Here is a 19,902-nt window from a genome sequence, read left to right on the forward strand (position 1 = left end):
AACCGCCGGAACTGGAGGCCTCGCGATGGCTGCGCACCCGGAAGGCACGCCGTGCTGGGCGGACGCGATGTTCCCCGACGTGGCGGCCGCGAAGAGCTTCTACGGCGAGCTGCTCGACTGGACGTTCGACTCCGGTTCGGAGGAGTTCGGCGGCTACACGCAGGCACGCTCGGACGGCAGGGCCGTGGCCGCGGTCGTCCCGCAGATGCAGGGCATGGACGGCCCCGCCGCCTGGAACCTCTACTTCGCGTCGCCCGACGCCGCCGCGACGGCCGCGAAGATCCGTGACCACGGCGGGACCCTCGCCATGGAGCCGACGCAGGTCGGCGATTTCGGCACCATGGTGACCGCTCAGGAGCCCAGCGGCGCGTACTTCAGCGTCTGGCAGCCGGGCACCCACCAGGGCTTCGAGAAGACCGGCGAGTCCGGCGCGTACTGCTGGGCGGAGCTCACCACGCGGGACCCGGCGGCGACGGACGCGTTCCTGCCCTCCGTGTTCCCCTTCACGACGCAGCGGATGGACGTCGACGACGTCGACTACCGCGTCTTCCAGGTCGACGGGCAGCCGGTCCTCGGCCGCCTCAAGATGACCGGGGACTTCCCGCCGGACGCCCCGCCGTTCTTCAACGTCCACTTCGCCGTGGACAACTGTGACGCCGCGATCGTCACCGTCACCAAGCTCGGCGGTCATCTGCTCTTCGGCCCGATGGACAGCCCCTTCGGCCGCTTCGCCACGGTCGCCGACCAACAGGGCGCCACCTTCAGCATCATCGACCTGACCAGTACGGAAGGCGAGATGCCCACGTTCTCCTGAGGCGGTCCGAAGCGGACTGAGGCGTTCTGAGACGGGCTGAAGCGGGCCTACGGCGCCCGGGTGAACGCACGGCGATAGGACCGCGGAGGCACGCCCCGGCGGCGTACGAACTGCTCGCGCAGGACGGCCGCGCTGCCGTACCCGACCCGGCGGGCGATCTCCTCCACCGGCAGGTCCGTGGTCTCCAGGAGTTCCTCGGCGCTGCTCAGCCGCAGACCGACCAGCCAGGCGTGCGGGGTGGTGCCGGTCGCCGCGCTGAAGCGGCGGGCGAAGGAACGCCTGCTCATCAGGGCACGGCGGGCCAGCTCCGTGACCGGCAGCGGCTCGTGGAGATGTTCGCGGGCCCAGGCGAGCACCTCGGCGAGCCGGTCGTCCCGGCAGTCCTCCGGGACAGGAGCGGCGAGGTACTGGGCCTGGCCGCCGTCGCGGTGGGAGGGCAGGACGAGGTCCCGGGCGATGGTGTTGGCCGTCGCCGCGCCGTACTCGCGTCGGAGCAGATGCAGGGTGAGGTCGAAACCCGCCGCCGCTCCCGCGCCCGTGACGACCTGCCCTTCGTCGATGTACAGGGCCTCGGCCTCGACGGTGACCGCTGGATACCGGCTCGCGAGGAGCTCGGCGAAGCGCCAGTGGGTGGTGGCACGCCGCCCGTCGAGCAGCCCCGCCGCGGCCAGGGCGAACGCGCCGACGCAGTGACCCGCGACCAGCCCGCCCCGCTCGTGGGCCGCGGTGAACGCGTCGAGCACGGCGGGCGCGGGCGGCGTACGGAAGTCGGCCCAGGGCAGGGCGATCACGAGGTCGGCGGTGGCGAGCCGCTCCAGGCCGTGCTCCACGGTGATCGGCACCCCGGCGTCGGAGCGGACCTGCCCCGGCCGGTCGGTGCACAGGGCGAAGTCGAAGCGGGGCAGAGACGAGCCCCGCTCGTCGAACACCTCGGAGACGATGCCGGCGCCGAGGATGCCGACGCCCGTCGGGGCGTAGGCGGCGATGGTCACGAAAGGCGGCATGCGGCAGTGTGGCACGTTTCCTGCGATCAGTGGCAGAAGGGCCACTCGTTGCCCCGCCTTCCGCCCGGAAGACTCATGGGCATGACGAACGCACCGACAGACGCCCCGCTCGGCCAGAGCGCCACGTACACGATCCTCACCACCGGCTACACGGGCTCCACCGGCCCCGGAGTCGCCGCCACCGTCTCCTACATCCGCGACGCGGACCGGCACGTGATCGTCGATCCGGGCATGGTGGCGAGCAGGAGCCGGATCCTGGACCCGCTGGCGGAACTCGGCCTCGGCCCGGACGACATCACCGACGTGGTGCTGAGCCACCACCACCCGGACAACACCATGAACGTGGGCCTGTTCGGCAACGCCCGGGTCCACGACCACAAGGCGATCTACGAGAACGACCAGTGGACCGACCGGGACGCCGAGGGCTTCGAACTCGCCCCGTCCCTGCGGCTGATCCGCACGCCGGGCCACAGCCGCGAGGACATCACGCTGCTCGCGGGCACCGCCGAGGGCACGATCGCCTTCGTGGGCGACCTGTGGTGGCGGCCGAACGGCCCGGTCGACGACCCGGTCTCCCCCGACCGGACGACGCTGCGGACGTCACGGCTGCGGGTGCTCGCCACCGCCGATGTGATCGTGCCGGGTCACGGCGGCGCGTTCAAGGCCGACGAGACGGCGCCGGTCTAGGCGACATGACCGCCCCCACGTGCCCGGCCACGCTCGGCGGCCCGTGTCGCGGGTCGTCAGTCGACGCCGGAGAGCAGGAAGCCGGCGATCAGCAGGCCGAAGCTCACCGGCGCGAACACGAAGACGGACAGCAGGGGAATCCAGCCGATGAGTCCCTCGCGGATGGTGCGCCCGGCCTTGAGGCGGCCCTGCGGGCGGTTCACCTCGGTCCGCACGCCGAGGCGTTCGGCGGCCCGGTCCGACACGATGACGCCCGCGCCCGGCTCCCGGTGCCGCAGGGCCCGGCGCACCAGGGCGTCGATCGTCTCGTCGCTGCCCGCGAGCTTGTTGAGGATGAGCCGCACGCCGTGCGCGTCGGTGAGGATGAGCCGGTCGTCGGTCCTGACCTGCCCCGGCACCTCCAGACGGCCGACCTTGGTGAGCCGGGCGAGGTCGACGGTGCGCCGTCCGGCCAGGGTGCGGGCGGACAGCAGATCGCCGTCGTGCGGGCGGGCGCGCCAGCCCATGTGCGCGTAGGCGGCCACCAGGCCACTGACGGCGCACGAGACGAGGTTGACGAGCAGGAATCCGTCGCCGATCAGCCGGGCCCGGATCAGCAGCACCGGCACCACCAGGAGAACGGGTGGCGTCAGGAGGGCGACGAGGTCGGCGACGCGCCGCCCTGTTCGTCCCTGTCCGCGGAATATCTCCGCGGGTGCGGCGGAGTCAGGGGGCGTGCCCGGGGCGTTGATCGTCACGGCGGTGACGCTATCGCGTGCGGATCGCCCGGTGACAGGCGCCTCAGGACTGCTTTCCGCCCGAGCCCGATCCCCGTACCGGAGCGGTGATGTGGGGGCATCGCACGGCTCTCGGTACGAAGTCCATGCCGGTCTCCTCCGCCATCGCGGCGAAGAACTTCCGGCCGTCGGCGGACTGCCGCGAGGTGGACCACGCGTAGGCGGGCCAGGGGTCCATGGCGCGGTGGAGGGCCTCACGGCCCAGGCCCATGCCCTGCCAGGGGCCCGCGATCGCGATGGTGCTGACGTGGGCGGCGCGGCACGCGTGACACACCTGGTAGTCGAGGTGCCCGATGTCCCGGCCGTCGCCGTCGAGGAGCGTGATGACCTGACAGCCCGCCGCCACCGTCGCCGGGGCACATCGGTAGGTGACCGCCTGCGGGCAGGGAGGAGGCGGTCTTCGGAACTTCACCGCGGTGCCGCCCTCGCGCGGGCTTCCGGGTGGCGACAGACGGCTTCGTCGGCTTCGTCTCCTGCGTCAGCTTCGTCGGCGCGTGACATGGCGAGCACACTAGCCACGCGAGACGACACCCGTATATCCCTGTACCGGGTGGCTTCTGCTCCCGGGAGGGGGCGCGTTGTCGTGCCCGGAGGGGCGCACCGGGCGGCCGTCACACCGGTTGCCGCGGTTCCATCAGGCGGGCCAGCAGGTCGTCCAGGCTGACCAGGCCGGTCAGCCGCCCCGATTCGTCGCAGAGCACGGCGAGCGAGGCGCGGCGGCGGCGCAGTTCCTCGACGGCATGGGCGAGGGTGTCGTCCGCGGCGAGCTCCGGGACGGGGCGCGCCAGTTCGCGGGCGGTCAGGGCATGGCTGCGGGCGCGGGCCACCAGCGCGTCACGGGCGTGCACCGAGCCGACGACGGTGGCTCCGTCCCTGACGAGCAGCCGGGTGCGGTCGCTCGCCGCGGCCACCTCAAGGACCTCGTCGATGCTCGCGTCGGCCGGTACGGAGGTGATCTGCGCGACCGCGGTCTGGAGGTCACCGACGGCGGTCAGCGGCGCGGTGAGCGAGGTGGTGATGAGACCGGAGTCGGCGTCGCTGATCAGGCCGAGCCGCCCCGACTCCTCGACCAGGTGGGCGAGTTGCTCACGGTTGTGCACGGACGTGAGCTCGTCGCGCGGGGTGACCTTGCACAGCCGTACGAGCGCGTTGCTGATCTTGTTGAGGAGGGTGAGCAGCGGGCGCACGACCCTGACCACGGCCCGGAAGGGCGGGGTGAGCAGCATCGCCGAGCGTTCGGGGTGGGCGATGGCCCATGACTTGGGGGCCATCTCGCCGAGGACCATGTGCAGGAACACGACGACGATCATGGCGAGCGCGAAGGCGATGCCGTAACTGAGGCCGGCGGGCAGGCCCAGCTTGGCCAGGAGCGGGTCGATTTCGTGGGAGATCGCGGGCTTGGAGACCGACCCGAGCCCCAACGTGCAGACGGTGATGCCGAGTTGGGCACCGGCGAGCATCAGGGACAGTTCCCGCATGCCCGCGAGCGCGGACTTGGCGCCGCGCTGTCCGGCGGCGACCGCGCGCTCCACGCGGTGCCGTTTGGCGGCGACGAGCGCGAACTCCGCGGCGACGAAGAAGCCGCTGGCGACCAGCAGCAGGACGGTGACGAGGAGGGCCAGGGGGAAGCTCATGCGGAGGCCTCCTCGGCGGTCGACGCCGCCGCCGCGGGCAGGCGCTCGATCCGTACGCGTTCAGGGACGTGGCGGTCCAGGCCGAGTACGGCGACGGCGACGTGGCTGCCGTCGGGCAGTTCCACGGTGAGTCGGTCGCCGATGGCCGGGAAGCGGCCGAGCCGGTCGACGATCAGCCCGGCCACGGTGTCGTAGTCGTCCTCCTCTGGCAGCTCGATGCCGGTCGCGTCGGCTACCTCGTCCAGGCGGCGGCCCGCGTCGACGAACCAGCCGGCGCCGTCCGCGACGGCGAGTTCGACGACGGTATCGGTCTCGTCGGCGATGTCCCCGACGAGTTCCTCGGCGATGTCCTCGTACGTCACGATGCCCGCCACACCCCCGTGTTCGTCGAGGACGACGGCGAACTCGTCGTCCCGCTCGCGCATCTGCGCCACCGCGCCCGGCAGCGGCAGGGTGTCGGGCAGCAGGAGGGGGCGGCGGGCCTGTTCGCCCGCCGTGGCGCGGTCGAAGCGGGCGGCGGGCAGCCGCATCAGTTCGCGCACCCCGAGGACGCCCGCGATGTCGTCCGGGTGGTCGCCCATGACGGGGTAGTTCGAGTGTCCGTGCCCGGCGATGAGCCGCACGGCCTCCTCCGCCGTGGCGTCCTTGCGCACGAACGTGACGTCCGCCCGCGGCACCATGACCTCGTCCAGGGTGCGCTCGGAGAACTCCAGGGCGTGGTCGAGGAGTTCGGCGCTCTCGCGCGGCAGCTGACCGTGCTCGTGGGATTCGCCGATGAGGTGGCTGAGCTCTTCGAGCGTGGCTCCGTGATGCAGCTCCTCGACGGGTTCGATGCCGATCCGGCGCAGCAGCCGGTTGGCCGCGCCGTCGAAGACACGGACGACCGGGCCGACGACCTTCAGATACGCCAGCGTGGAGGCGGCGAGGGACTTCGCCAGCCGGTCGGGGACGGCGAGCGCGAGGTTCTTGGGAGCGAGCTCACCGAGGACCATCTGGAGCACGGTGGCGACGACGAAGCCGAGGACCACGGAGAGGGCGGAGACAACGCCGTCCGAGAGGCCGGTGCCGTCCAGAGCGGGCTTCAGGAGCCCGGACACGGACGGCTCGGCGAGGAAGCCGACGACCAAACCGGTGACGGTGATGCCTAGCTGGGCGCCCGACAGCATGAACGAGAGCCGCCCGAGGACCTGCACGGCGCGGGCCGCCCGCCGGTCACCCGCTTCCGCCTCGCGGGCGAGAGCGAGGCGGTCCGCGGCCACGTACGCGAACTCCTGCGCCACGAAGTAGCCGGTGCCCGCGGTCAGGACGAGGACGGCGAGCAGACCGAGGACGGCGGACAGCAACAGGGGCTCCGTTCCGACGAGGGGCTTGCCGGTCATTCTCGGCGCGGCCCGGGCATCCCGCCACGTCAGACGGTGCGCCCGCCGTACGCCGGGAGGCCGTACAACGACAGTGGGTGTAGAAGTACGCCTCACTTCTACACCCACTGTAAAAGAATCGCAAAGTGATCGTCCGCGGCCCTCACACGAAGGGGGCCGGCCTTCGGCCTCGCCACAGGTCCAGAAACGCGAGCACCGTGCGTTCCAGCGCCAGCAGCAGGGCGAGCGCGATGGCGGTGACGGCTCCGCGGCCCGCGTCCGGCAGCCACAGCAGCGTCATCGGAAGCGTGCCGCCCAGGGTCGAGGGCAGCCACCACAGGAGTGCCGCGACGCCCAGGCTCGCGGTGACCGATGCGAGCGTCGTCGCGATGATCCTGCGGCGGGAGCGTGAGCGGGTCGCCGTGCGGCGGGCTGGCAGGCGGCGCAGGGCCGGGGCGGCCACGCAGATCAGCAGTGTTCCGGCCAGGGCGGCCAGGGCCCAGGGCAGGGCGACGGCCAGCGGGTCGGTCGGGGTGGTGCGGGGGTCCGCGCCGGACAGGAGTTGCGCCGCACCGATCGCGGCATCGGCGAACTGCTTGGCCCGCAGCTGGTGGTAGGCGTTCTGCAGGACGATCACGGCCCGGTCGCTGTCGGGCAGCAGGACCAGCATGGCCTGGAAACCGGGCAGCGCCCCGTCGTGCCAGACCATGCGTTCACCCGTGCCCTTGAGCATGCCGACCGACCAGCCGAGGCCGTAGTGGTCGGCGCTGCTCTCGACGTGGCCGCGCTGGGTGTCGGCGATCCCCGCGGGCGAAAGCACCCGTCGGCCGTGCAGCTCACCTCCGCCCAGTTCCGCGAGGGCGAACCGGGCCAAGTCCCGCACACTGCCGCCCACCTGGCCGTACGGGACGCCCGACGTGTCGTAGGGCGCGTCGAACGGGACCTGCGTGCCGAAGAAGGAGCGGTGGCCGGGCGCCACCCGCTCCCGTACGAAGTCCCGCTCGGTGGCGACCGCGTGCTCCATGCCGAGCGGATCGAGGATCTTCTCGTGGAGGTAGTCGCCGAAGGGGCGCCCCGAGACCTCCTCGACCAGCGCGCCGAGAACGGCATAACCCGCGCTGGAGTATGCGTAGGAGCCGCCGGACCGGCCGGCGGGCTCGATCCGCGCCAGGTCACGGGCCGCGGCGGCGAGGGCGCCGGGCGCGTTGTCGTAGCGGTCCCCGATCTCGCCGGACGCGGAGGTGGGGATGCCGCTGGTGTGGGTGAGCAGCTGCCGGGCGGTGATGCGGTCGGACACCTCCCGGTCCGCGAGCCGGAACCAGGGGAGATATCCGCGCACCGGTGCGTCGAGGTCCACGCGGCCCGCCTCCACCTGCTGCATCACGGCGAGGCCGGTGACCGGCTTGGACAGCGAGCCCCACAGGAAGGGGGTGTCGGGCGTGACCGCCCGGCCCCTGCCGTCGTCGCCGAAGCCCCGCTGGTGCACGACACGGCCGTCCTCGATCACGGCGAGCGCGGCACCGGGCGTGCCCGTCGCGTCCAGTCGGCCGCGGACGTACGCGTCCATCTCCGACCAGTCCGTCGCGGCGGCCGCCGCGACCGGTGTCGCGAGGCCAGCCACCACACCACCGAGGAGCAGCACCGAGCACGCCAACGTGCCTAAACGCGCCCGCATTTGACGCCCACCCATCTTCACTGCCATCGCCATCGCTCCGGTCACCCCTCGGTCCGCGTCCCGCCGTTTTTACCATATGACCATATGGTAAAAACGATCCGCAAGGTCCGCAGGCGGATACCCTGAGGGCATGCCGAAGGTCGTCGATCACCAAGCAAGGCGCATCCAGGTCGCCGACGCCGTACAGAAGTTGGTCACCGAGGAAGGGCTCGACCGGGTCACCGTGGCGCGGACCGCCGCGACGGCGGGCTTCTCCGTCGGGCACGTGCAGCACTACTTCCCGACCAAGGACGAGATGCTGCTGTTCACCCACGAACGCGTCGTCCAGAAGATCCTCGACCGGGTCTCCGCGCTGGGGGAACGCGCCACGCGCCAGCGGCTGCCGATCCGTGACGTCGTCGTCGAGGGACTCGGCGAATGGCTCCCGGCAGACCCGCGGCGCCGCTCGGCGCACCGGGTGGTGCTCGCCTTCCTGGGGCGCACCGTGGACAACCCCCGCCTGGCCCGCTCCCACGCCGAGACGGGCCGGCTCATCCGCTCGATGCTCTCGACGGCCGTGCACAACGGGAAAGAGTGCGGCGAGGTCCCGGCCGACACCGACCCCGACCTCGCCGCACTCGAACTCCACTGTCTGACCGAGGGCCTGGCCCTGCAGCTCGGGTCCGACGCCGGCGCCGCCGACGCACGGGCCGCCCTCGGCCTCCTCACCGCGCGCGTCCGGGCCGTCTTCCCCGGCCGCTGCCGTCAGTACGGCTGACGCGCGCGGGGGTCAGCCGGTGATGGTGACGCAGGGCAGGCCCACGCTGTCGCCGCCGCGGAAGCCTTCCGCGCAGAGCCGGGTGCCCGCGGGGAAGTGGCGCTGCGGGTAGGCCTGGTCCCGGTAGGTCCTGAACGCGGCGACGTCCTCCACCTTGGTGTTGGCGCTCCAGCCGTTGGTGGTCCAGACGCGCGCGCTGATGCGGTGCGGCTGGTTGCTGTTGATCACCGACACCTCGACCCTGCCGAGGTAGGTGCCGCTGTCGTACGTCTCGATGCAGACCGCGTTGTTGCACCACTTGCCGTCGGCCACCGCCGGCGGACCCGCGACGATGACACAGCCGAGCGCCGCGGCCATGGCCCCGATCCCCGCGGCGATCTTCCTGGTGATGTCGTGCATGATGAGTGACCCTCAAGCCTTCTTCATCGCCCCGCGCCAGGGGCACGGGCGCTCGTTCTGTAGGTACTTGCCGTGGAGGCGGGGCAGTTCGGCAGTGCCGGAAGAGTCTCGCCCCGGCAGACCAACGCGAGGCAAGATCGCCGGTTACGCGGTTTCCCCCGCGCGCCCCAGCGGGGAGGCCAGCCGGGAGTCAGCAGGGGATCAGCAGGGCCTGCGCCACTGCCTCGAAGTTCCGGACCAGCTAGGGATCCCGGACGCACGGAGGAGGTGGCGGGGCGCACGTGATCCCGGTGGAACGTCGAGGCGTGGGCCTCCTCCGCCCGGACGCTGCCGCCGCCTCCTCCACCCCCGCGTGGTGAGCGCGCTGGGCCAGGCGGACCCTTCGTTTCACTCGATGCGGGAATCGAGCAATCCGCGAGACCCTCGGTGCCGGATACCTCTTGTGATGACAGAACGAAGAGCCTTGCGACGACCGGTCGACTGGTGGCGTGTACCGGCTGGCGCCTTGAGCGGGGTGCTGGCGGGGTTCGCCGCGCTCGCGGTGGCGGAACTGGTGTCGGCGGCGGTGCGGCCCGAGGCCGGCCCGGTGGTCGCCGTCGGCGGCGCGGCCATCGACCGCACCCCCGCGCCCGTCAAGGACTGGGCGATCCAGCAGTTCGGCACGGACGACAAGCTCGTCCTGCAGTCGGGCATCCTCGCGGCGCTCGCCCTGCTGGCGATCGTGCTGGGGCTCTTGGCCCTGCGCCATCGCCTGCTCGGCACCGCGGGAGTGCTGCTGTTCGGGGTGATCGGCGGGGTGGCGGCCACCGGCCGCCCCGATTCCACCGGCCTCACCGACGCGCTGCCCTCCGTGGCGGGGGCCGTCGTCGGCGCCGCGCTGCTGTACTGGCTCGCGGGCCGCCTCGCGCTCCAGCCCGTACGCACGGCCCCTACTCCTGAGACGGCTCCGGAAGCGTCTCCTGAGGGGGCTCCTGAGACGGCCCCCGAACCGCTCCGCGAGACGGCGTCGGCCCCGGCAGCCCCGGACCGGCGGCCGGAGTGGGACCGCCGAGGGTTCATCATCGCGGCCACCGCCGCTGCCGCCGCATCGGCCGGGGCCGGAGCTCTGGGACGGTCGCTGAACGCCGCGGGCAGCCAGGACGTCATCGCCTCGCGCAACCAGATCACGCTCCCCGCCCCTGCGTCGAAAGCGAACCCGGTGCCCAAGGGCGCGCAGCTCCGGATGCCCGGCATCAGTTCGTTCATGACGTCGAACAAGGACTTCTACCGGGTGGACACCGCGCTCGTGGTCCCGAAGGTGAATGCCGACACCTGGAGTCTGCGCATTCACGGCAAGGGCGTCGCCCGGCCGACGACCGTCACGTTCGACGACCTGCTGCGGCGGGAGCTGATCGAGCGCGACATCACCCTGACCTGCGTGTCGAACGAGGTCGGCGGCCCCTACGTCGGCACCGCCCGCTGGATCGGCGTACGGCTCGCGGACCTGTTGGCGGAGTGCGGGGTCGAACCCCCGTCGAAGGGCGGTCCCGCGGACCAGTTGGTGGCCCGGTCCGTGGACGGCATGACCATCGGCAGCCCTGTCGACGACGTGATGGACGGCCGCGACGCGATGCTCGCCCTCGGCATGAACGGACAGCCGCTGCCGTTCACGCACGGCTTCCCCGTACGCATGCTGGTCCCCGGCCTCTTCGGCTATGTGTCCGCCTGCAAGTGGATCAAGGACATCGAGCTGACCACGTTCGACGACTACGACCCCTACTGGGTCAAGCGCGACTGGGCCCGCAAGGCGCCGATCAAGACCCAGTCCCGGATCGACACCCCGAAGCCCTTCGGCCGGCCGAAGGCGGGCACCGTCATGGTGGCCGGAGTTGCCTGGGCGCAGCATCGCGGCATCGACAAGGTCGAGGTCCGCGTGGACGACGGCCCCTGGCAGCAGGCCGATCTGGCCGCCGAGGACACCCGGGACACCTGGCGCCAGTGGTCCTTCCCATGGAAGGCGACCACGGGGGGCCACACGCTCACCGTGCGGGCGACCGACCGTACGGGCGAGGTCCAGACCGAGAAGCGGACCCGGACGATCCCCGACGGGGCCAGCGGGTGGCACTCGGTGGTGGTCACCGTCGACTGACAGGGCCACCAGACGGGGCCACCAGACGGATCCACCAAAGGACGACGACTGTGACCATCACAAGATTCACTCGTTTGAACGTGGTCAGGACGCAACGTCGTCAGCCTTTGGAAGGCTTCTTGATCGATGAGCACATCGCAACGGCGCTCGACGAACGGGTCCGGGCGGGTGGCCCTTGACGAGGCCGAGGCCGTCATCGTCGACCAGTACACCCGGCTCGTACGCCTCGCCTACCTCACACTCCCCCACACCCTCAGCAGACACCGACGAGTCCTCGTCGCCCACTCCCTGGTACAGCGCGCCCTGCCGGGTTTCCGCATCGGGCGGACCGCGCCCCGGGTGCCCGCACAGCGAAGGCGCACGCCCGACCCCGCCGTAGCGTGCATGCGGGCGCGTGTCCTGCGCTCCGCGCTGGCCCATGACCGTCGTCCGCGCGGCTGGCCCGGCTTCCTGCCGTCTCCGCGAGCGCTGCGCCCCATGCTTCCGGTGGTCTGGGGGCTGCGGCTGTTCCCTCGCGCGGGCAGCGGCGAGGAGGTCGCGCTGGGACAGGTCCTCTCCGAGATCCCCGCCTCCGCCCGTGCGGCGTTCGTGCTGCTCCAGTTGGAGGGGCTCCCCCGCTCCGAGGTCGTCGACCTGCTCACCGCCGCCGGTGTGCCCCGCCCGAAGGAGGCACTGCGCACCGCCTGCGACATCGAGGCAGCCGCGGGCTCGGCGACCCAAGCGCTGCTGCGTTCACGGGAGTTCGACGCCTGCTCCGTACAGACCCGGACGACCGATCTGCTGCGCCGCAGGCGTCGTCACCAGCTCGCCTGGTTCACCGCGGGCATCGTCGCGCTCTGCTGTGCGCTGCTGCTGACCACCGTCGGGGGTGCGCCATCGGACAGGCCGCCACCGTCCCCGGCAGCCGTCGCCGCCCTCGCGGTCGGACCCGACCAGTTGCTCCGCACCCCACGTGACGCCTGGGCCGACACCTCGCGGGTGGACTTCACCGCATGGCCGGCCCGCGGCCCGCGCGCCGACGACGACGCGCTGATCACCCGCGCGCTCGTCGCGTGGAACGATCCACCGAGCGGCACCCGGATCAGCGTCGGCAAGGCCACCACCGACGAACCCCCGCCCAAGGAAACCCAGTTGCTGTACGCGGGTGACGTCGGCCGGGAGGCCGTCGTGCTGTTCCACGACGGCCGGCGCGTCGTCCGCTACGGCGAACCGGTCTCCTCACCGGGCGACGCGTCCCTGGACATCTCCCGTTCCGACGAGTCGGACGTGACCACGGCAGCAGCCCTCGTCGTCAGCCGCAGGGCGGGCAAGGTCCGTTATCTGACCGCCCCTTGGATCGCCGAGGCGCAGACGCGCGACCTGCTGACCCCCAACTCCCCCGGCCGTCCGCTCGACGTGTCGGACGAGGGCATCACGGACGCCGTCGACGAACCGCCGGGGGCGGGATCGTGCGACAGCCGTCCGGTGCTGCAACTGCGCTCCTCCAGCCGGATCGTGGAGAAGCACGCCTTCCTCGTCACCGACCTGGGCGACCTGACGCCCGTGCACCTCAGCTACACCCCGCTGCCCGGCACCGGAGCCCCGCCGCGACAGCCGCGCGAGGCCACCAGCAGTACGGCGCTGCGGAGTTGGGCCCACATCGCGTGCCGGCTCCCCGAGCTGAGCCGGAGCGGTGTGCGGTCCGTCAACCAATGGGACTTCGCCGAGCAGAAGCTGCCCGAGCAGGGGGGCCGAGCCGTGTGGTCCTGCACGCGCGCCTCGACCTGGCGCGGCCCCGGCAGTGTCCTGGTCCAGTTCCGTGCGTCCACGGCGTCCGCCACCGGACCGGCGAAGGTCGTCGGGCGAGCACGCTCGACCGCCGCCTGCAGCCGGTTCGGCCAGCACGTCGTGGCCGGTACTCCCTGGACCGCGGGCTCCGGGCGGCACTACTTCCTCGCCGCGGGCAGCCGCGAGGTCGACGAGATCGATGTGACCGGTGATGTCGATGTGACCGAGCGAGGGCGCACACTGGCCGTCAAGGCTCCCCAGAGCCCCGACGCGACCGTGCGGGCGCGCCTGGCGGACGGTGAGAGGCTGGACGAAGTCGGTTCGCGCTCCCCGCGCTAGCCGGCGATGGAGATGCGGGTGGAGACGGGCCTGGGTTCGAGGAGGCGGAGGCAACCGCGTCGTAAAACCAATCCGGGCACCGGTGCGGCTCCGAATCAGTCACATCGGCCGAGTCCACCACGTCACCACGTCCGCCACCCACCGCATCCGGCCGCGGTCACCGACATGTCGAGGAGTCCCTGTGCCCTTCCGCGATGGCCACCGCCCGGCGCTGGAGCCGGGCAGACCGGTCGAGAAGCCACGTGCGGCCGTGCTCCTGCTGCACGGTGGCCGGGAGCACGGGACCGAGGCACCCCCGCCGTGGAATCTGCCGCGCGCGCGGCTGCGTCTCTTCGAGGGCGAGATCCGTGAGTCCACGGCGGGAGGCTCGGTGCTGATCGGGCGGGTGCGCTATCGCGTCCGCGGCTGGAACGGCGAGCACGAGGACGCGGTGCGGGACGCCCGCCAGGCCCTGCGCGAGCTGGAGCTCCTCGCCGGTGACGTGCCGACCGTCCTGGTGGGGCATTCGATGGGGGCCCGCGCCGCCCTGCGCGCCGCCGGGGATCCGCTGGTGCGAGCGGTGGTCGGCCTGGCCCCCTGGTGCCCCACCGGGGAGCCGGTGGCACACCTGAGCGGCCGTCGCGTGGTGCTGTTGCACGGTGACCAGGACCGTACGACCGATCCCCGCTCCTCCCTGGACTTCGCGAGGCGTGCCACCGCCGCGGGCGCCGAGGCGGCCACCGTGCTGATGCACGGCAGCGGCCACGCCATGCTGAGACGGGCCCCCGCATGGCACGCGCTGACCGGGAGGACGGTGGCCGGTCTCCTGGACCTCGCGGAACTCCCACCCTTGATCGCCGACCAGTTTCCCCCCACCAGTACGGCCTACTGACCCTCCCCACCGGCACGGCCCACGGACCCTGCTGACCCCTCTGCCGAAGATCGCCCCGTTCTTGACCAAGCCGCGGCACGTTCCGCTCCGAATCATCTTCACAGCACGTCCGGCGGATCCGGACGAGGAGATGGGACGGAATGAGAGAACAGCGACGCCGTACGGCGGTGGTGGGATCCGGGGTGGCGGGGCTCACCGCCGCGTACATCCTGCGACCCGCACATGACGTGACCCTCTACGAGGCGGACGAACGGCTCGGGGGCCATGCCCACACCCACGACGTGCCGGGATCGGACGGCCGGACACGCAGCGTGGACTCGGGGTTCATCGTGCACAACGACCGCACCTATCCGAACCTGCTCCGCCTCTTCCGGGAACTGGACGTCACCTCGCGCCCGACGGAGATGAGCATGTCCGTGCGGTGCGAGGGATGCGGCCTCGAATATGCGGGCGCGCGCGGCCCCCGCGGCCTGTTCGCGCAGCCGCGCAACGCGCTGCGCGCCCCGTACCTGCGCATGCTCGCCGAGATACCGCGCTTCCACCGCAGGGCGTCGGAGGCCCTCTCGGAGTCCGTGGCAGACACGGACTCCGACGGCACGTTCGGCGCGTTCCTCGCCCGCCACCGGTTCTCCCCCTACTTCGTCCGGCACTTCGCGGTGCCGCTCGTGTCGGCGGTGTGGTCCTGCCCGCCGGGTACGGCGCTGCGTTATCCGGCGCACTACCTGTTCCGGTTCCTCGATCACCACGGGATGCTCACGGTCAGCGGCTCTCCCGCCTGGCGCACCGTGGCCGGTGGTTCGCGGGAGTACGTGGAGCGGATCGGCAAGCAGCTCCGGACCGTTCACCTGTCGACGCCGGTGCGGTCCGTGCGGCGCGGCGACGGCCGCGTGACCCTCACCACCGAGGACGGCACGACGGACTCGTACGACTCGGTGGTCGTCGCCGTCCATCCGGACCAGGCGCTGCGGCTCCTGGGCGACGCGTCCGCGGAGGAGCGCGCGATCCTCGGCGCCTTCCGCTACTCCCGCAACCCCGCCCTGCTGCACACCGACACCACGGTGCTGCCACGCAGCCGTTCGGCGCGCGCCTCGTGGAACTATCTGCTCCCCTCGTGCGGCGCCACGACCGACCACGTGCGGGTCAGCTACGACATGAGCCGCCTGCAGCAACTCGACGCTCCCGAGACGTACGTGGTGACCCTGGGCGGCGAGAACGTGGTGGACCCGGGCCGGGTGCTGGCCAGGATGGCGTACGAGCACCCCGTCTACACACCGGAGTCGGTCGCCGCGCAGCGAAGGCTCTCCTCGCTGAGCGGGCCCGTCACCGCGTTCGCGGGCGCCTATCACGGCTGGGGTTTCCACGAGGACGGCTGCCGCTCGGGGGTCGAGGCGGCCCTGGCGATGGGGGTGCGCTGGTGAGCACCTCCTCCGGCCCGGTGCCGTCGCTGTATCCGAGCGTCATCACCCATGTCCGTGCCGGCCCGCGTCGGTACAAGCTCACGCACCGCACCTACCTGTGGCTGATCGACCTGGACGAGCCACCACAACTGCCGTCCGCACTACGTCCGTTGGCCCGCTTCGACGGCCGCGACCACTTCGGCGGCGCGGACACGGACATCAAGGCGGGCCTCGAAGCCTTCCTCGCCACCCGCGGGATCACGCTGGACGGCGGTCGCGTGCTGATGCTCGCCCACGCCCGCGTCCTCGGATACGTCTTCAACCCGCTCTCCCTGTACTGGTGCCACGGCCCCGGCGGCGAACTGCGCTGCGTGGTGGCCGAGGTGCACAACACCTACGGCGAGCGGCACTGCTATCTCATGGGCCCCGAGGCCGCGCGGAGAGCGGACGTGCCCAAGGAGTTCTACGTCTCGCCGTTCTTCCCCGTCGAGGGCGAGTACCGGATGCGGCTCCCCCTGCCGGGAGAGCGACTCGGCGTCACCCTGCACCTCGACCTGGGCGGCCACCGGAAGTTCACGGCGACCGTGCGTGGTGAGCGCCGCCTTGCCACCACCGGCGCGCTGCTGCGGGCGGCCGTCCGTCACCCCTGGTCGACGGTGGCCGTCTCGGCGTCCATCCGGCGGCACGGCATCGCGTTGTGGCTGCGTGGCCTGCCCGTGCAGAACCGACCCCGACATCGTCCCCAGGAGGGCTTGAAGTGAGTACGTCCGTATCCGGAGCACCCGGCGTGTCCGGTGCACCCGACGCATCCGGCGCACCCGGCGTCTCGCGTCCGCGGGGCCCGGTCGACGCCGAGCGGTGGCCCGATGTCGCGGCCGTTCCGTCCTGCTCCGCCGCCCGGCGCACGGCGGCCAGGATCGTCGTGCGCCACGCCCTGGACGGCCTGCCGCTACGGGTGGCGATGGGTGACGGTGAACGGTGGGGCTCGGGCGGCCCGTTGCTGGAGGTACGCGATCCCGACAGCTTCCTCCGGCGTGTCGCGACGGGCGGCCTCGTCGGATTCGGCGAGTCGTACATGGCGCACGAGTGGGACGCGCAGGACCTGGTCGCGGTGCTCGCCGTACTGGCCGAACACGCGGCCACCCTCGTACCGCCCTCGCTGCAACGGCTGCGCGCGCTCTGGGCCCCCCGCAAGCCGGCCGAGCAGCGCAACACCCCCAGCGGCGCGCAGGCCAACATCCAGCACCACTACGACTTGTCGAACGACCTGTTCGCGCTGTTCCTCGACGAGTCCCTGAGCTACTCCTCCGCGCTGTTCGACCAGTTGCCCGCGACCTGGTCCGACCTGGAGACGGGCCAGCACCGCAAGATCGACAGGATGCTCGACCTGTGCGGTGTGGGGCCCGGCACGCGGCTGTTGGAGATCGGCACGGGCTGGGGCGCCCTGGCCGTCCGTGCGGCCGCGCGGGGCGCGAGCGTCCACTCGGTCACCCTCTCCGCCGAGCAGCGCGACCTCGCCCGGGAACGGGTACGGGCCGCGGGGCACGAGGACCGCGTCCGCGTCGAGCTGTGCGACTACCGCGAGGTGCGCGGCAGATACGACGCGATCGCGAGCGTGGAGATGATCGAGGCGGTCGGGGCGGAGTACTGGCCCACGTTTTTCCGCACCCTGGACTCCTTGCTGGCGCCGGGCGGTTCGGTGGCGCTCCAGGCGATCACCATGCCGCACGACCGTATGCTGGCCAGCCGGAACACCTTCACCTGGGTCCAGAAGTACATCTTCCCCGGCGGGCTGCTGCCCTCAGTCCAGGCCATCGAGGAGACCGCGCGCGTCCACACCGGCCTGCGGGTCACCGCGTGCGACGGGTTCGGCGCGCACTACGCGCAGACACTTCATCTGTGGCGCGAGCGCTTCGCCCAACAGGACGGCAAGTTGGGCGACTTGGGCTTCGATGCCACTTTCCGGCGCATGTGGGATTTCTACCTCGCCTATTCCGAGGCCGGGTTCCGCTCCGGCTATCTCGACGTGCACCAGATCCAGTTGACCGGCGGGCCGACCGAGGACGGAGCAGGACAGTGACCTCCACAGCCGAACGCCTCAACGGACTTCTCACCGACGTCCTGGGCGGGCCCGTACCGCTGCGGCTGCGTGCCTGGGACGGCAGTGAGTGCGGGCCGCCGGACGCGCCGGTCGTCATCGTCCGCTCCCGCCGTGCGCTGCGCCGTCTGCTGTGGCAGCCGGGCGAACTCGGCCTGGCCGAGGCGTACATCACCGGCGACCTCGACATCGAGGGCGACCTCGCGGAGGGCTTGCGGACCATGTGGGCCGGGGCCCGGGAGCAGCGGCTCGCCCCGGTCAGGCCCGGGGTGGGACAGCTGGCCTCCGCCGTGGCGGCCGCGGCCCGGCTCGGTGCCGTCGGCCCACCCCCGAAGGCGCCCGCGGGCCGTGCCCGGCTGCGGGGCGAGCGGCACAGCACCGCCCGGGACCGTGCCGCCATCAGCCACCACTACGACGTCTCGCACCACTTCTACGAACTACTCCTCGACGCCTCCCTGGCGTACTCCTGCGCCTACTGGGAGCGCGAGGATCCGCGGTACGGCCTGCCGGACGCCCAGGAAGCCAAGCTCGAACTGGTCTGCCGGAAGCTGGGGCTCGCCCCCGGCTCCCGGCTGCTCGACGTCGGCTGTGGCTGGGGATCGCTCGCCCTCTATGCGGCAGAACGGCACAAGGCGCAGGTCACGGCCGTGACGCTCTCGCGTGAACAGCGGGATGTCGTACGGGCGCGGGTGCGCGAGCGCGGCCTGGGCGACCAGGTGGACGTACAGCTCCGGCACTACCGCGCGATCGAGACCGGACAGTACGAGGCCATCGGCGTGATCGAGATGGGCGAGCACGTCGGGGACGCGGAGTATCCGGGGTTCGCGGCCCAACTGCACGGTCTGCTGCGGCCGCAGGGCCGGATCCTCGTCCAGCAGATGTCCCGCGGGGCCACCGCCCCCGGCGGCGGCGCGTTCATCGAGTCGTACATCGCGCCGGACATGCACATGCGCCCCCTGGGCGAGACGATCGGCCTGTGGGAGGGGGCGGGCTTCGAGGTGCGGTCGGCCGAGTCGCTGCGCGAGCACTACGTGCGCACCGTCAACGCCTGGCGGGCCACGCTGGAGGAGCGCTGGCAGGAGTTCGTGGCGCTGGTCGGGGTGGAGGCGGCCAGGACCTGGCGGCTGTATCTCGTGGGCGGCTCGCTCGCGTTCGAGGAGAGGCGCATGGGCGTCGACCAGATTCTCGCCGTACGCACCAGTGACCTGGGCTGGTCGGGAATGCCCGCCACGACGGCCGGCTGGCACCGCGCGGGCGGTGCGTCGTGAACGGCTTCGCCTGGGGCGCGTTCGGCGTCAATCTCGCCTTCGCCGCGCTCACCGCCCTGGCCGTGCTCCTCGCCACCTTCGCGGTCGCGCTGCGCCGCGGGCTGCACCGCGTCGTGGACAGCGCCTGGGGGATCGCCTTCACCGCCGTCGCCCTCATGACGTACGTCCTCTCGGCGGGCCACGGCGACGACGGGCGACGGCTGTTGGTGACGGCTCTGACGGTGGTGTGGGGCCTGCGGCTCGCGGGGCACATCGCCTGGCGCGCGCGGGGCCACGGCGAGGACGCGCGCTACGAACGGCTCCTGTCCAAGGCGCCGGGCAACAAGAACGCCTACGCCCTGCGCATGGTCTATCTGCTGCAGGGCGGCCTTGTCTGGCTGGTGTCCCTGCCCGTGCAGGCCGCCGCCTACATCGACGGACCGCTGGGCGTGCCCGCCGCCGCGGGAGCGGTGCTGTGGCTGGTCGGCCTGGCCTTCGAGACGGTCGGGGACTTCCAGCTCGCCCGGTTCAAGGCGAATCCGGCCAACAAAGGCCGTCTCATGGACCGCGGCCTCTGGTCCTGGACGCGCCATCCGAACTATTTCGGCGACTTCTGCGTCTGGTGGGGTCTCTTCCTCATCACGTGCGAGGCGCCGCCGGCGGCCGCCGCGACGATCATCGGCCCCGCGGTGATGACGTATCTGCTGACGCGGGGCAGCGGGAAAGCGCTGCTGGAACGGCACATGGCGGACCGGCCCGGTTACGCCGCCTACCGGCGGCGCACCAGCGGCTTCTTCCCGAGGCCACCGCGCTCCGGGTAAAGGCCGCCGCGAGAAGCACGGTCGGACGGAAGGTAATCCTGCTTTCAACGGAGCGAATGCAGGGTGTCAATTGCGCCCCGCGGGCGGGTTCGAAGCATCGTGCCTCTATACGTGGCAACCGAGCGCGGTA

The 19,902-nt window shown here is 71.9% G+C and carries 18 protein-coding genes; 11 read left to right on the forward strand and 7 right to left on the reverse strand.

Annotation, left to right across the window (positions count from 1 at the left end; genetic code table 11):
* Positions 1-25 precede the first annotated feature (25 nt).
* Positions 26-814: a VOC family protein gene (locus tag OG302_RS06960; protein ID WP_371525932.1), complete on the forward strand. Its 789-nt coding sequence runs from the start codon at positions 26-28 to the stop codon at positions 812-814.
* Between the two features lie 47 nt (positions 815-861).
* Here the strand turns inward: OG302_RS06960 and OG302_RS06965 are convergent, their stop codons facing one another.
* Positions 862-1,818, reverse strand: coding sequence for a GlxA family transcriptional regulator (locus OG302_RS06965; protein WP_371525933.1), 957 nt, complete (start codon positions 1,816-1,818; stop codon positions 862-864).
* A gap of 81 nt (positions 1,819-1,899) precedes the next feature.
* Between OG302_RS06965 and OG302_RS06970 the strand changes: the two genes are divergently transcribed.
* Positions 1,900-2,505, forward strand: a complete 606-nt coding sequence (locus OG302_RS06970; protein ID WP_361844336.1) for an MBL fold metallo-hydrolase — start codon at positions 1,900-1,902, stop codon at positions 2,503-2,505.
* Positions 2,506-2,561: 56 nt separating this feature from the next.
* Here OG302_RS06970 and OG302_RS06975 read toward each other — a convergent pair whose 3' ends face one another.
* The 5 genes from OG302_RS06975 to OG302_RS06995 form a co-directional block, all read right to left on the reverse strand.
* Positions 2,562-3,242 (reverse strand): hypothetical protein, encoded by a 681-nt coding sequence (locus OG302_RS06975; protein WP_371525934.1) that lies wholly within the window; start codon positions 3,240-3,242, stop codon positions 2,562-2,564.
* A 43-nt stretch (positions 3,243-3,285) separates the two neighbouring features.
* On the reverse strand, positions 3,286-3,693 hold the full coding sequence (locus OG302_RS06980; RefSeq protein WP_371525935.1) for an N-acetyltransferase: 408 nt from the start codon (positions 3,691-3,693) through the stop codon (positions 3,286-3,288).
* Between the two features lie 199 nt (positions 3,694-3,892).
* Complete coding sequence (locus OG302_RS06985; RefSeq protein ID WP_371525936.1) at positions 3,893-4,915, reverse strand: hemolysin family protein; 1,023 nt, start codon at positions 4,913-4,915, stop codon at positions 3,893-3,895.
* Positions 4,912-6,255, reverse strand: coding sequence for a hemolysin family protein (locus OG302_RS06990; protein WP_371750039.1), 1,344 nt, complete (start codon positions 6,253-6,255; stop codon positions 4,912-4,914). Before OG302_RS06990 ends, OG302_RS06985 begins: the two co-directional genes overlap by 4 nt.
* A 181-nt stretch (positions 6,256-6,436) precedes the next feature.
* Complete coding sequence (locus tag OG302_RS06995; RefSeq protein ID WP_371525937.1) at positions 6,437-7,948, reverse strand: serine hydrolase domain-containing protein; 1,512 nt, start codon at positions 7,946-7,948, stop codon at positions 6,437-6,439.
* Positions 7,949-8,078: 130 nt separating this feature from the next.
* Between OG302_RS06995 and OG302_RS07000 the strand changes: the two genes are divergently transcribed.
* Positions 8,079-8,705, forward strand: a complete 627-nt coding sequence (locus OG302_RS07000) for a TetR/AcrR family transcriptional regulator (protein ID WP_371525938.1) — start codon at positions 8,079-8,081, stop codon at positions 8,703-8,705.
* 12 nt (positions 8,706-8,717) lie between these two features.
* On the opposite strand, the gene OG302_RS07005 is transcribed toward OG302_RS07000, so the two are convergent.
* The gene (locus OG302_RS07005) at positions 8,718-9,104 is read right to left on the reverse strand and encodes a hypothetical protein (protein ID WP_371525939.1); all 387 of its coding nucleotides are present in this window, start codon (positions 9,102-9,104) and stop codon (positions 8,718-8,720) included.
* Between the two features lie 445 nt (positions 9,105-9,549).
* Here OG302_RS07005 and OG302_RS07010 point away from each other — a divergent pair, with 445 nt between their 5' ends.
* The 8 genes from OG302_RS07010 (at position 9,550) to OG302_RS07045 (ending at position 19,772) form a co-directional block, all read left to right on the forward strand.
* Positions 9,550-11,232: a molybdopterin-dependent oxidoreductase gene (locus OG302_RS07010; RefSeq protein WP_371525940.1), complete on the forward strand. Its 1,683-nt coding sequence runs from the start codon at positions 9,550-9,552 to the stop codon at positions 11,230-11,232.
* Between the two features lie 126 nt (positions 11,233-11,358).
* Positions 11,359-13,338 carry a hypothetical protein gene (locus OG302_RS07015; RefSeq protein ID WP_371525941.1) on the forward strand — a complete coding sequence of 660 codons (1,980 nt, stop codon included), beginning with the start codon at positions 11,359-11,361 and terminating at the stop codon, positions 13,336-13,338.
* 181 nt (positions 13,339-13,519) lie between these two features.
* Entirely contained in the window at positions 13,520-14,209 is a 690-nt protein-coding gene (locus tag OG302_RS07020) for an alpha/beta fold hydrolase (protein WP_371525942.1), read from the forward strand.
* A gap of 140 nt (positions 14,210-14,349) precedes the next feature.
* A complete protein-coding gene (locus OG302_RS07025; protein WP_371525943.1) occupies positions 14,350-15,627 on the forward strand; it encodes an NAD(P)/FAD-dependent oxidoreductase in 1,278 nt (425 codons plus the stop codon).
* On the forward strand, positions 15,624-16,367 hold the full coding sequence (locus OG302_RS07030) for a DUF1365 domain-containing protein (RefSeq protein WP_371525944.1): 744 nt from the start codon (positions 15,624-15,626) through the stop codon (positions 16,365-16,367). Before OG302_RS07025 ends, OG302_RS07030 begins: the two co-directional genes overlap by 4 nt.
* Positions 16,364-17,686, forward strand: coding sequence for a class I SAM-dependent methyltransferase (locus OG302_RS07035; protein WP_371525945.1), 1,323 nt, complete (start codon positions 16,364-16,366; stop codon positions 17,684-17,686). The genes OG302_RS07030 and OG302_RS07035 overlap by 4 nt, the downstream gene beginning before the upstream one ends.
* Positions 17,683-18,972 (forward strand): class I SAM-dependent methyltransferase, encoded by a 1,290-nt coding sequence (locus tag OG302_RS07040; protein ID WP_371525946.1) that lies wholly within the window; start codon positions 17,683-17,685, stop codon positions 18,970-18,972. Before OG302_RS07035 ends, OG302_RS07040 begins: the two co-directional genes overlap by 4 nt.
* Positions 18,969-19,772, forward strand: a complete 804-nt coding sequence (locus OG302_RS07045; RefSeq protein ID WP_371525947.1) for a DUF1295 domain-containing protein — start codon at positions 18,969-18,971, stop codon at positions 19,770-19,772. Before OG302_RS07040 ends, OG302_RS07045 begins: the two co-directional genes overlap by 4 nt.
* Positions 19,773-19,902 lie beyond the last annotated feature (130 nt).

The organism is Streptomyces sp. NBC_01283 (assembly GCF_041435335.1).
Classification (GTDB): domain Bacteria; phylum Actinomycetota; class Actinomycetes; order Streptomycetales; family Streptomycetaceae; genus Streptomyces.